We start from the raw sequence: 12,323 nt of genomic DNA, 5'->3' as shown, positions 1-12,323 counted from the left end.
TGGACATTTGTACTATAGATGTCCATACCTCGGTATTGACCTGTAAACCTGGCGCCCGCCGACCTGCCCAAGGACGGCGGGCGGTTTGACTTGGCGATTGCCTTGGGGATTCTCGCGGCCAGTGTGCAGGTGCCAGCGCTGGAGCTAGATGACGTGGAGTGTCTTGGCGAACTGGCCCTGTCCGGCGAGGTGCGAGCGGTGAAAGGCGTATTACCGGCCGCCCTGGCTGCACGCAAGGCCGGGCGCACACTGATCGTGCCTCGGGCCAATGCCGAGGAGGCGTGCCTGGCCTCCGGGCTGAAGGTGATTGCAGTGGATCACCTGCTGCAAGTGGTGGCACACCTGAATGGGCTGGTGCCGATCGAACCTTACAAGTCCGACGGGTTGCTGTACCTGAACAAGCCGTACCCGGACCTGAGCGAGGTGCAGGGCCAACTTGCCGCCAAGCGCGCGCTGCTGATTGCCGCAGCCGGTGCCCACAACCTGCTGTTCAGCGGACCACCCGGCACCGGCAAGACCTTGCTCGCCAGCCGCCTGCCCGGCTTGCTGCCACCGCTGAGTGAACAGGAAGCCCTGGAGGTCGCCGCGATCCAGTCGGTGGTCAGCCTCGCTCCGTTGAGCCACTGGCCCCACCGGCCATTCCGTCAGCCGCACCATTCAGCATCCGGGCCGGCGCTGGTGGGTGGCGGTTCGAAACCACAGCCTGGGGAAATCACCCTGGCCCATCACGGGGTGCTGTTTCTCGATGAATTGCCGGAGTTTGATCGCAAGGTACTTGAGGTGCTGCGCGAGCCGCTGGAGTCCGGGCATATCGTGATTTCCCGCGCCCGCGACCGCGTGAGTTTCCCAGCGCGGTTTCAACTGGTAGCGGCAATGAACCCCTGCCCCTGCGGCTACCTGGGCGAACCCAGCGGGCGCTGTCGTTGCACGCCGGAGCAGATCCAGCGCTACCGCAACAAACTCTCCGGGCCGTTGCTGGACCGCATCGACCTGCACCTGACCGTCGCCCGGGAAAGCACCGCACTGAACCCGGCCAGGCAAACCGGCAATGACACGGCCAGCGCTTCAGCCCTTGTCGCCAGCGCCAGGGATCGCCAGCAACAACGCCAGGGTTGTGCAAATGCCTTCCTCGACCTGACGGGCCTGCGGCGCCACTGCCTGCTCTCGAAAGTCGATGAAGGCTGGCTGGAAACCGCCTGCGAGCGCCTGACCTTGTCGTTGCGCGCAGCTCATCGGCTACTCAAGGTCGCACGCACCCTGGCGGATCTGGAGCAGGCAGAAAGCATCACGCGCAATCATTTGGCCGAAGCGTTGCAGTACCGGCCGGCAGCCATGAATTAAAGCGGCCTGGGCAGATCCAGCAACAGCCCCGCAACTTCCATCACCTCCTCCAGCACGGCTTCTGCCGACTCAACAGAGGGTTTGAGCAACAGGTCATCGGTATAGCCCATCGTCACGGCAAAGATCTGGCGCGCAGCACGGCTGGACGAGTCGCAGCGGAACACCCCGGTGGCGATCCCCTGCTCGATCACTTCGGCGAGCATGGCTTGCCACTGGGCATTGATCAGCAGATACGCCTGGGCCAGTTCCGCGTCATGCATCGCTTCATCCCAGGCATCCAGCCAGAGTGCCCAGCCAGCATCGGCGGTGCATGGCAGGCAGCCGCGCAAGAAGCCCACCAGGGCCTCAAGCGGCGGTGCATCCGCCAACGGCGCGCGCACTTCGTCCAGTTGCTCATTGGCAAAACGGATGAATGCTTCACGGCGCAGTTCTTTCCAGTCGCTGAAGTAGTGATACACGTGGCTGCGGGATAATCCGGCATGCTCCGCCAGGTCGCGGGTGGAGACATCGGCAAAACCCTTGCTGCGAAACAGCTCCAGGGCAGCAGCAATGATCTGGTCTTTACGGTCGATACGCGACATGGGCAATTCCTTACGGGCACCGGCAGATAAGCGGCGCTTGCTTTTTGAGCGACTGCTCAAGGATACTTGAGCGGTCGCTCAATAGTAGCGCCTATTACTCCTTTGGTGCACCCATGCCATCCGTAACGCCAAACATCCTGATCGAAGAAAGCAAGAAAATCGGCCAGCAATCCGCCAGCCAAACCCTCAAGGCAATCGCCAAGGCCTATCCCGGCAAGCTGTTCTGCACGCTGTCACTGGTCGCGCTGGAGAACGCATTGCTGCTGGCCTATCCCCTGTTTGCCGGTTTTGCGGTGGACTCGATCCTGCGCGGCGATGCCGGCAGTGCGTTGTTCTATGCGGCGGTGGTGATGGCTTTCTGGGTAGTCGGTGCCGCACGCCGGGCCCTGGATACCCGCACCTTCACCCGGATCTACGCCGATCTTGCCGTACCGGTGATTCTCAATCAGCGCCTGCAAAATCACAGCACGTCAAAGGCCGCCGCGCGGGTGGTGCTGGCGCGGGACTTTGTCGACTTCTTCGAAAAACATGTGCCAATTATTGCAACGGCCTTGGTGTCCATCGTCGGTGCAGCCGTGATGTTATTGGTGATTGAACCTTGGGTTGGCCTGGCTTGCTTTGCCGCGCTGGCGATATGCATCACCCTGCTGCCGCGCTTTGCCCGTCGTAACGAGCAACTGCACGAACGGTTGAACAACCGCCTGGAGAAGGAGATCGGCCTGGTAGAGAAAGTCGGCGCCCAAACCCTTCGACGCCATTATCAACTGCTGTCGCGCCTGCGGATCTGGCTGTCGGACCGCGAGGCCGCTGCCTACCTGTTCATCGGCGCGTTGGCCGCGCTGCTGTTCATCGTCGCGATCAGCCAACTGGCCTTGTCGCCGGCGGTCAAGGCCGGCCATATCTATGCAGTGATGACCTATCTGTGGACCTTTGTCAGCAGCCTCGACGAAGCGCCAGGGATGGTTGATCAACTGGCGCGGCTCAAGGACATCGGCAAACGGGTGGACCCGGGGCTGGGGGACTGATCAGCCTTAGCGGAACCGATCCACTTCCTGGCGCAACCCTGCCGCCAGGGTCTCCAGTTCCCTGGCGGTAACGGCCAGGTTCGACACCACTTCACGCTGTTCGCTGTTGGCCAGGGCGATGCTCTGCAGGTTGCTGCTGAGCAGGGTTGCGGTGCTGCTCTGCTCCTGGGTGGCGGTGGTGATCGCGGCAAACTGCTGGCCGGCCGAGCGGCTTTGTTCGTCAATGCGCGCCAGGGCCGACGCGACGTCGGCATTGCGCGACAGGCCTTCCCGCATCAGCACATTACCCTGCTCCATGGTGCTGATGGCATTGCCGGTTTCCTGCTGGATGCTCTGGATCATCCCGGAAATTTCATCGGTGGCCTGACGGGTACGCGACGCCAGGTTGCGCACTTCATCGGCGACCACCGCAAACCCACGCCCCTGCTCCCCGGCCCTTGCCGCCTCGATGGCGGCGTTGAGCGCCAGCAGGTTGGTCTGGTCGGCAATCGAGGTGATCACCCCGACGATGCCGCCGATTTCCTGGGAGCGCTGGCCCAGGGTATTGATCACCGTGGCCGTGCTGTTGAGTGCCGTGGCGATATGTTCCAGGGACGACGACGCCTCCTGCATCGAATCACGCCCGATGCGGGTCTGCTGCGCATTTTCCTGGGCCAGGCGTTCGGTATTGCCCATGTTGTCGGCGATGTTCAACGAGGTCGCGCTGAACTCCTCCACCGCGCCGGCCATGCTGGTGATCTCGCCGGACTGCTGCTCCATGCCTTCATAGGCCCCACCCGAAAGGCCCGACAGCGCCTGGGCACGGCTATTGACCTCCTCGGCCGCCTTGCGGATATGCGAGACCATGGTCGACAGGGCCTCGCCCATCTGGTTGAAACTGCGCGCCAGTTGACCGATTTCGTCATGGCTGGACACATTCAGCCGCGCACTCAGATCACCCGCGCCCAGGGCCTCGGCCTGGCGCACCAGATCGCCCAGGGGCTGCAGTTTGCTGCGCAGCAACCAGACCGCCGCACCCACGGCCAGCAGCATCGCCAACACACTGCCGATTACCAGGCGGATGCCCACTGCCCAGGTCACGGCACGAATCTCGGCCTTGGGCATGCTCGCCACTACCGACCACGGGCCGCCGTCAAACGGCACTGCAACGCTGTAGAAGTCTTCACTCTGGTCGCTCCAGAAACGCCCCTGGCCAGGCTTTTGCGCCAACTCCAGGATCACGGGAACCGCCTGCTCCAACGCCTGCACACCGGCAGGCGGCACCAGCCAGTGTTTTTGCTCGTCCAGCAGCGCCAGCGAGCCGGTCTGGCCAATGCGGAAACGCTTGAGGTTGGCGAACTGGGCGTTCTGCGCATCGGTGTAGTCAAAGCCGATAAACAACACCGCGATCACCTTGCCGCTGGCATCGCGTACCGGGCTGTACTGGGTCATGTAGGAACGTTCGAACAGCACCGCGCGGCCAATGTAGCTCTGCCCGGCGAGCAGACGCTGGTAGGCCGGCCCCTGGCGATCCAGCACCGTGCCGATGGCGCGGTTGCCGTCCTGTTTGGTCAGGGAGGTGCTGATGCGGATGAAATCTTCGCCACTGCGCACAAACACCGTGGCCACGCCGCCGGACATCTGCTTGAACTCATCGACGTCGTCGAAGTTGTTGTTCAGCGCTTCATCGCCCAGGTACAGGCTCGGGGTCTGCACCCCGGCCACGTTCACCCTCTGCTCGGGACGTACGCTCAAGCCGGCGCCGAAGCGCTTTTCAAACAGCCCGCTCAAACGCTGGGTGCTTTCGCGCAAGGTGCTGTGGAAGGTATTGAGTTGGTCGGCGAGCAAACGCGCTTCGCTGGCCAGGTGTTCTTCGCGGGTCTGCAGGTTGGCCGAATCGAGGGAGCGCAGGGCAAACACGGTACTGCCGCTGATCACGACAGCCAATATGACCGCCAGGGCAAGGCCCAGTTGCGAAGCTATGCGGGCGCGGGGTTGAGACATGACAGCTCCTGGCCGAGGCCGGATCATCCTGATCTCATAGCGCTAATCGGCGAATTTCTTGAAATAGGGGGCACGCTGGGCCGCGGCGTATTGGCGGCTCCGACACCCCTTACTTCGGCGGCCTGGATCAATACTTGAGCAAATCACAGGGGTATCACCCAAACACATGGTTTGCGGGCGCTGCATCGATTCAGTCGAGTTGCTCGACTGCCGGCAATTCCATGGCCCGGACCTCGCTTTGCAGGAAGTCCGACAACCGGCGCAGACGCTCACCGCCGGGGCGAGTCTTCGGCCAGACCAGGTAATAGCCTTCGCCGCTGGCCACTGCGGTCGGCCACGGCAGGCTCAAGCGTCCCTGGGCGACATCTTCGGCCACCATCAGCAGATCGCCCATGGACACACCATAGCCCCGGGCAGCGGCAATCATGCCCAGCTCCAGCGTATCGAACACCTGCCCGCCCTTGATCGCCACCCGTGCGGCCAATCCCGTGCGTTGCAGCCAACGCCGCCAGTCACGGCGATCCGGCGTGGGGTGCAGCAGTTCAGCGCTGGCCAGGCGCTCCACATCCCAGGAGCCATCGTTGAGCAAATTCGGGGCGCCTACCGGGATCAGCAACTCGGGAAACAGGTAACTGGCCTCCCAGTCCGCAGGAAAATGCCCATCGCTGAGCAGGACCGCGCAGTCGAACGGCTCCTGATTGAAGTCCACTTCATCGATGCTCATCCACGCGCTGGTCAACTGCACCTCATTACCAGGCTGTAGGTGCCGGAAGCGACTCAACCGCGCCAGCAACCAACGCATGGTCAAGGTGGACGGGGCCTTCATGCGCAGGATGTCATCTTCGGCATTCAAGGTATGGCAGGCGCGCTCCAGGGCGGCAAACCCTTCACGCACGCCCGGCAGCAGCAGGCGTGCCGACTCGGTGAGCTGCAAGGTGCGCCCGCTGCGCTGGAACAGGCGACAGGCGAAGTGCTCTTCCAGGGTGCGGATATGCCGGCTGACCGCACTTTGGGTAATTGACAACTCCTCGGCCGCGCGGGTGAAGGAGTTGTGCCGGGAGGCAGCTTCAAATGCGCGCAAGGCATACAGCGGAGGAAGACGGCGAGACATGAGGAAAACTCCGACGGCACGATCCCGAAACCCTACCAGAATCATCCTTACATGAGTTTTAATCATGCGAACGATCGCATTTATCCCTTTGTGCAAAGCGCTGAGAGCGCCGAGAATCAACCCTTGCACCCCTTCCTGAATTATTGAGCGTGATGATCATGCAGCATCCGGCGCGTACCGAACTCTGGGCCATTCTGCGGCTGTCAGGGCCGTTGATTGCCTCACAGTTGGCGCACATGCTGATGGTGCTGACCGACACCCTGATGATGGCCCGCCTGAGCCCCGAAGCCCTGGCCGGCGGCGGGCTGGGTGCGGCGAGCTATTCGTTTGTGTCGATCTTTTGCATCGGCGTGATTGCCGCCGTGGGCACCCTGGTCGCTATTCGCCAGGGCGCCGGTGACATCGAAGGAGCCACCCGCCTGACCCAGGCCGGGCTCTGGCTGGCCTGGCTGATGGCGCTGGTAGCCGGCTTGCTGCTGTGGAACCTCAAGCCAGTGCTGCTGCTGTTCGGCCAGACCGAAACCAACGTGCAGTCGGCCGGCCAGTTCCTGATGATCCTGCCGTTCGCCCTGCCCGGCTACCTGACGTTCATGGCCCTGCGCGGCTTCACCAGCGCCATCGGCAAAGCCACGCCGGTAATGGTGATCAGCCTGTGCGGCACGGTGATCAACTACCTGCTCAACCATGCATTGATCGAAGGCATGTTCGGCCTGCCCAAGCTGGGCCTGATGGGCATTGGCCTGGTCACCGCGATTGTCGCCAACTGCATGGCCCTGGCGCTGTTGTGGTACATCAAATACAACCGTGCCTACGCGGCCTATCCACTGGGCAAGGGCCTGCTGCGGCCCAACCTGCACTATTTGCGCGAGCTGTGGCGCCTGGGCCTGCCGATTGGCGGCACCTATGCGGTGGAAGTCGGGTTGTTCGCCTTCGCTGCGCTGTGCATGGGCACCATGGGCAGTACGCAGTTGGCTGCGCATCAGATCGCCCTGCAAATCGTCTCGGTGGCGTTCATGGTGCCGGCGGGCATGTCCTATGCCGTGACCATGCGCATCGGCTTGCACTACGGCGGCGGTCAGTTACTCGACGCACGGCTGGCCGGGCGGGTCGGGATTACCTTTGGCGCGACGGTAATGCTGGGGTTCGCCATGGTGTTCTGGCTGTTCTCGGACCCGCTGATCGGCCTATTCCTGGACCATGACGACCCAGCCTTTGCCCAGGTGATCAGCCTGGCCGTCAGCCTGTTGGCCGTGGCTGCGTGGTTCGAGCTGTTCGATGGCGTGCAGACCATCGCCATGGGCTGCATTCGTGGGCTCAAGGATGCCAAGACCACTTTCCTCGTCGGCCTGGGTTGCTACTGGTTGATTGGCGCACCAGCGGCCTGGTTGATGGCGTTTACCCTGGACTGGGGACCGACTGGCGTATGGTGGGGCTTGGCGCTGGGCCTAGCCTGTGCGGCGATTACCCTGACGTGGGCGTTTGAAAGAAAGATGAAGCGGATGATTGCCCAAGTAAGCTGAAGGATGCATGCGGTCAATGTGGGGCTTGCTCGCTCCCACATTTTTGATTGGGTTTACAGGGTTAGATCACCTCACCCAACAACGCCTGCTGGCTGCTGCCAAACGTCAGATACTCCACCAACTCCGGCAACGGCAATGGCTTGCTGATCAGGTAACCCTGGGCCTGGTCACAACCAAACAGCCGCAACAACGCCAGTTGCTCAGGGGTTTCCACGCCTTCGGCCACCACTTCCAGGTTGAGGTTGTGGGCCAGGTTGATCATCGCATGCACCAGCTTGCGGTTTTCCTCGCGCTCCTCCATGCCGCCGACAAAGCTCTTGTCGATCTTGAGCAAGGCAATCGGCAAGCTGTTGAGGTGGACGAACGAGGAGAATCCGGTGCCGAAGTCATCCAGGGAAAAACGCACACCCAGGCGGCCCAAGGCATCCATGGTCTGCTTGACCAGATCGCTGCGGCGCATCACGGCGGTTTCGGTAAGCTCGAATTCCAGCCATTGCGCCTCCACCCCACGCTCGGCAATCAGCCGGCTCAAGGTCGACAGCAACTGACTGTCCTGAAACTGGCGAAACGACAGGTTGACCGCCATGTGCAGCGCCGGCAGGCCGCGTTCGCGCAGGTCCTGCATATCGCGCAGGGCACGGGAAATCACCCAGTAGCCCAACGGCACGATCAGGCCGCTCTGCTCGGCCAGGGGCACGAACTCGCTCGGCGGCAACAGGCCGCGCTCGCCATGGCGCCAGCGCACCAGGGCTTCGAGGCCGACGATATGCCCATCGTCCAGGTCCAGGCGCGGTTGGTAATGCAGCTCCAGTTCGTCTCGGCGCAGCGCCCGGCGCAGTTCGCTTTCCAGGTCGGCAAGGCTACGGGCATTGCGGTTGATACGCTCGTTGAAGATATGAAAGGTGCAGCCCTGGGTGCTCTTGGCTTGCTGCATGGCGATATGCGCGTGCCACATCAACGGGTCGGCGCCGGCCTTGGCGCGGGCGTGGGCCACACCGAGGCTGCAACCGATCAGCAGGCTCTCGCCGTCGACCCAGTAAGGTTCGGCCATGGCCTCGGTGATACGTTCGGCCATCCACTCGGCGCGTTGCGGCGCGCGGCGGGTGTCGATCAGCAAGGCGAATTCGTCACTGCCCAGGCGCGCCAGTTGGTCGCCGGCTTCCAACTGGCTCTTGAGCCGCGAGACCACTTGCAGGATCAGCCGGTCGCCCGCCTGGTGGCCAAGGGCATCGTTGGCGTGGCGAAAGTTGTCCAGGTCCAGGTGACCAAGGGCCAGGCCCCGCCCGTCGTTTTCCGCCAGGCGTGCGGCCAGCAGGGTCTGGAACCCCTGGCGATTGGCGATGCCGGTCAGCGGATCTTGTTCGGCCAGGCGTTGCAGGGTGTTTTCCAGCAAGCCACGCTCGCGCACATGGCGCAGGCAGCGGCGCACCGTATCGACATCAAACGCACCGAGGATCAGCCAGTCACTGGCGCCCAGCGGCGCAACCAGCGGCTCCTGCTCCAGCAACAAGACGGTCGGCAGGCTGCAACGGCCCGGGCCGGGTTGCAGGCTGGGGGTGGTCAGCAAGACGGCCGTGCGGTCGTCATCGAACAGGCTGCTCACCGACTCCCAGTTTGGCGCACTGATCAGCACTGCCCCGTCGCCCATCGGCGCCAGGCACTCGCGCAACAACGCTGCCCACGTAGGCGTATCGGCCAATAGCAGCAAACGCAAGGGTTCGACAGGCGTAGACAAGCTAGCTCCCTAGACTGTGCAAGATTTCGTTGGCGGCGGGCATTATGACGTGCAGCCTGATAATCACCAATGATATTGGTTATCAAATACGCGCAGTGCGGCTCTAGATCGAACGATAGACCCAAAAACCCCGCACATCCTGCGTCAAAGTAACAAAAGCGGCAAATTTAGATCGAGTGGTACGTCACACTGTCGTTCAGAGGCAGCAGAATCTTGCCAGCCTGTTAAAATGCCCGCCCTTTTGAACAATGACTCCCAAAATTCCGTATGTCCCGACTCAATCCCCGGCAGCAAGAAGCCGTGAACTACGTCGGCGGCCCTCTATTGGTGCTCGCCGGTGCTGGCTCCGGCAAAACCAGCGTGATCACCCGCAAGATCGCGCACTTGATCCAGAACTGTGGCATCCGTGCCCAGTACATCGTCGCCATGACCTTTACCAACAAGGCCGCGCGCGAGATGAAAGAGCGCGTCGGCACCCTGCTCAAGGGTGGCGAAGGCCGTGGCCTCACCGTGTGTACCTTCCACAACCTGGGGCTGAACATCATCCGCAAGGAGCATGCGCGGCTGGGCTACAAGCCGGGCTTCTCGATCTTTGACGAGACCGACGTCAAGGCCCTGATGACCGACATCATGCAGAAGGAATACGCGGGCGACGACGGCGTCGACGAGATCAAGAACATGATCGGCGCCTGGAAAAACGACCTGATCCTGCCCCCCGAAGCCCTGGAAAACGCACGCAACCCCAAGGAACAGACCGCCGCTATCGTCTACACCCACTACCAGCGCACGCTCAAGGCGTTCAATGCGGTGGACTTCGACGACTTGATCCTGCAGCCGGTCAAGCTGTTCCAGGAACACGCCGACATCCTCGAAAAGTGGCAGAACAAGGTGCGCTACCTGCTGGTGGACGAATACCAGGACACCAACGCCAGCCAGTATTTGCTGGTGAAGTTGCTGATCGGTACGCGCAACCAGTTCACCGTGGTGGGCGACGACGACCAGTCGATCTACGCCTGGCGCGGTGCGCGCCCGGAAAACCTGATGCTGCTCAAGGTCGACTACCCGTCCTTGAAAGTGGTGATGCTGGAGCAGAACTACCGCTCCACCAGTCGTATCCTGCGTTGCGCCAACGTGCTGATCTCCAATAACCCCCACGAGTTTGAGAAACAACTGTGGAGTGAGATGGGCCATGGCGACGAAATCCGCGTGATCCGCTGCCGCAACGAAGATGCCGAAGCCGAGCGCGTGGCCGTCGAGTTGCTGACCTTGCACCTGCGCACCGACCGCCCCTACAGCGACTTCGCCATCCTGTATCGCGGCAACTACCAGGCCAAGCTGATCGAGCTGAAGTTGCAGCACCACCAGATTCCGTATCGCCTGTCGGGCGGCAACAGCTTTTTCGGACGCCAGGAAGTAAAGGATCTGATGGCCTACTTCCGGTTGATCGTGAACCCGGACGATGACAACGCCTTCCTGCGTGTGATCAACGTGCCGCGCCGGGAAATCGGCTCCACGACCCTGGAAAAACTCGGCAACTACGCCACCGAACGCAAGATCTCGATGTACGCCGCCACCGACGAAATCGGCCTGGGCGAGCACCTGGACACGCGCTTCACCGATCGCCTGTCGCGCTTCAAGCGCTTTATGGACAAGGTGCGCGAGCAGTGCGCCGGCGAAGACCCGATCAGCGCCCTGCGCAGCATGGTCATGGACATCGACTATGAAAACTGGCTGCGCACCAACAGCTCCAGCGACAAGGCCGCGGATTACCGCATGGGCAACGTCTGGTTCCTGATCGAAGCGTTGAAGAACACCCTGGAAAAAGACGAAGACGGCGAAATGACCGTCGAAGACGCGATCGGCAAGCTGGTCCTGCGCGACATGCTTGAACGTCAGCAGGAAGAAGAAGATGGCGCCGAAGGCGTGCAGATGATGACCTTGCATGCGTCCAAGGGCCTGGAATTCCCCTATGTGTTCATCATGGGCATGGAAGAGGAAATCCTCCCACACCGCTCCAGTATCGAAGCCGACACCATTGAAGAAGAACGGCGCCTGGCCTACGTAGGCATTACCCGCGCGCGCCAGACCCTGGCCTTCACCTTTGCGGCCAAGCGCAAGCAATACGGCGAGATCATCGACTGCGCCCCGAGCCGCTTCCTCGATGAACTGCCACCGGACGATTTGGCCTGGGAAGGCAACGACGACACCCCGACTGAAGTCAAGGCGGTACGCGGCAACACCGCCCTGGCAGATATACGCGCGATGCTAAAGCGCTAGAATCGACTACTTTTTAATCTACTTTCGGCGCCCCTTGCGCCACCAGAGGAAGCTTTTGTGGAAGCACTGCACAAGAAAATTCGCGAAGAAGGCATCGTGCTTTCCGACCAGGTACTCAAAGTCGACGCCTTTCTGAACCATCAGATCGACCCGGCGCTGATGAAGCTGATCGGCGACGAATTCGCCGCGCTGTTCAAGGACTCGGGGATCACCAAGATCGTTACCATCGAAGCCTCGGGCATCGCGCCGGCGATCATGACCGGCCTTAACCTCGGCGTGCCGGTGATTTTCGCCCGTAAGCAACAGTCCCTGACCCTGACGGAAAACCTGCTGTCGGCGACGGTGTATTCCTTCACCAAGAAAGTCGAAAGCACCGTGGCGATCTCCCCGCGCCACCTGACCAGCAGCGATCGCGTGCTGGTAATCGATGACTTCCTGGCCAACGGCAAGGCGTCCCAGGCGCTGATTTCGATCATCAAACAGGCCGGCGCCACCGTGGCGGGCCTGGGGATTGTGATCGAGAAGTCGTTCCAGGGTGGCCGTGCGGAGCTGGATGCCCAGGGCTACCGTGTTGAATCGCTGGCGCGGGTGAAGTCCCTGGCCGGTGGGGTCGTGACCTTCATCGACTGAAGGTGAGCGAGCACAGTTAAAAATGTGGGAGCGGGCTTGCTCGCGATAGCGGTGGATCAGCCACTCATGAACTGGCTGACAGACCGCATTCGCGAGCAAGCCCGCTCCCACATTGGGTTT

Annotated in this window: 8 protein-coding genes and 1 pseudogene; 5 read left to right on the top strand and 4 right to left on the bottom strand. The window is 61.9% G+C overall.

Annotation, left to right across the window (positions count from 1 at the left end; genetic code table 11):
• Positions 1 to 42 precede the first annotated feature (42 nt).
• Positions 43 to 1,341: pseudogene (locus tag H097_RS01825) on the top strand (YifB family Mg chelatase-like AAA ATPase); the annotation flags it as partial.
• Here the strand turns inward: H097_RS01825 and H097_RS01820 are convergent.
• Positions 1,338 to 1,922 (bottom strand): TetR family transcriptional regulator C-terminal domain-containing protein, encoded by a 585-nt coding sequence (locus H097_RS01820; RefSeq protein WP_032856840.1) that lies wholly within the window; start codon positions 1,920 to 1,922, stop codon positions 1,338 to 1,340. The pseudogene H097_RS01825 and the gene H097_RS01820 overlap by 4 nt on opposite strands.
• A 113-nt stretch (positions 1,923 to 2,035) precedes the next feature.
• Here H097_RS01820 and H097_RS01815 point away from each other — a divergent pair, with 113 nt between their 5' ends.
• Positions 2,036 to 2,947, top strand: a complete 912-nt coding sequence (locus H097_RS01815; protein WP_032856839.1) for an ABC transporter six-transmembrane domain-containing protein — start codon at positions 2,036 to 2,038, stop codon at positions 2,945 to 2,947.
• Between the two features lie 6 nt (positions 2,948 to 2,953).
• Here H097_RS01815 and H097_RS01810 read toward each other — a convergent pair whose 3' ends face one another.
• Together H097_RS01810 and H097_RS01805 are read right to left on the bottom strand one after the other, a co-directional pair.
• Positions 2,954 to 4,930: a methyl-accepting chemotaxis protein gene (locus tag H097_RS01810; RefSeq protein WP_032856838.1), complete on the bottom strand. Its 1,977-nt coding sequence runs from the start codon at positions 4,928 to 4,930 to the stop codon at positions 2,954 to 2,956.
• A gap of 190 nt (positions 4,931 to 5,120) precedes the next feature.
• Positions 5,121 to 6,041: a LysR substrate-binding domain-containing protein gene (locus H097_RS01805; RefSeq protein ID WP_032856837.1), complete on the bottom strand. Its 921-nt coding sequence runs from the start codon at positions 6,039 to 6,041 to the stop codon at positions 5,121 to 5,123.
• A gap of 152 nt (positions 6,042 to 6,193) precedes the next feature.
• Here H097_RS01805 and H097_RS01800 point away from each other — a divergent pair, with 152 nt between their 5' ends.
• Positions 6,194 to 7,561 carry a NorM family multidrug efflux MATE transporter gene (locus H097_RS01800; protein ID WP_032856836.1) on the top strand — a complete coding sequence of 456 codons (1,368 nt, stop codon included), beginning with the start codon at positions 6,194 to 6,196 and terminating at the stop codon, positions 7,559 to 7,561.
• Between the two features lie 61 nt (positions 7,562 to 7,622).
• On the opposite strand, the gene H097_RS01795 is transcribed toward H097_RS01800, so the two are convergent.
• A complete protein-coding gene (locus H097_RS01795) occupies positions 7,623 to 9,296 on the bottom strand; it encodes a bifunctional diguanylate cyclase/phosphodiesterase (protein ID WP_032856835.1) in 1,674 nt (557 codons plus the stop codon).
• A 267-nt stretch (positions 9,297 to 9,563) separates the two neighbouring features.
• Between H097_RS01795 and rep the strand changes: the two genes are divergently transcribed.
• Complete coding sequence (gene rep / locus H097_RS01790; protein WP_032856834.1) at positions 9,564 to 11,573, top strand: DNA helicase Rep; 2,010 nt, start codon at positions 9,564 to 9,566, stop codon at positions 11,571 to 11,573.
• Positions 11,574 to 11,630: 57 nt separating this feature from the next.
• Positions 11,631 to 12,203, top strand: a complete 573-nt coding sequence (locus tag H097_RS01785; RefSeq protein WP_029289761.1) for a xanthine phosphoribosyltransferase — start codon at positions 11,631 to 11,633, stop codon at positions 12,201 to 12,203.
• Positions 12,204 to 12,323 lie beyond the last annotated feature (120 nt).

This window comes from Pseudomonas sp. FH4, from assembly GCF_000510915.2.
Classification (GTDB): Bacteria; Pseudomonadota; Gammaproteobacteria; order Pseudomonadales; family Pseudomonadaceae; genus Aquipseudomonas; species Aquipseudomonas brenneri.
Note: the sequence above shows the minus strand (reverse complement) of the source record. Positions and strands in the feature narration are given on the sequence as shown.

What these genes read in the sequence shown, in the direction of transcription:
- H097_RS01805 (WP_032856837.1), bottom strand. Translation starts at nt 6,041, where the DNA reads ATGTCTCGCCGTCTTCCTCCGCTGTATGCCTTGCGCGCATTTGAAGCT.
- H097_RS01810 (WP_032856838.1), bottom strand. Translation starts at nt 4,930, where the DNA reads ATGTCTCAACCCCGCGCCCGCATAGCTTCGCAACTGGGCCTTGCCCTG.
- H097_RS01815 (WP_032856839.1), top strand. Translation starts at nt 2,036, where the DNA reads ATGCCATCCGTAACGCCAAACATCCTGATCGAAGAAAGCAAGAAAATC.
- rep (WP_032856834.1), top strand. Translation starts at nt 9,564, where the DNA reads ATGTCCCGACTCAATCCCCGGCAGCAAGAAGCCGTGAACTACGTCGGC.
- H097_RS01800 (WP_032856836.1), top strand. Translation starts at nt 6,194, where the DNA reads ATGATCATGCAGCATCCGGCGCGTACCGAACTCTGGGCCATTCTGCGG.
- H097_RS01820 (WP_032856840.1), bottom strand. Translation starts at nt 1,922, where the DNA reads ATGTCGCGTATCGACCGTAAAGACCAGATCATTGCTGCTGCCCTGGAG.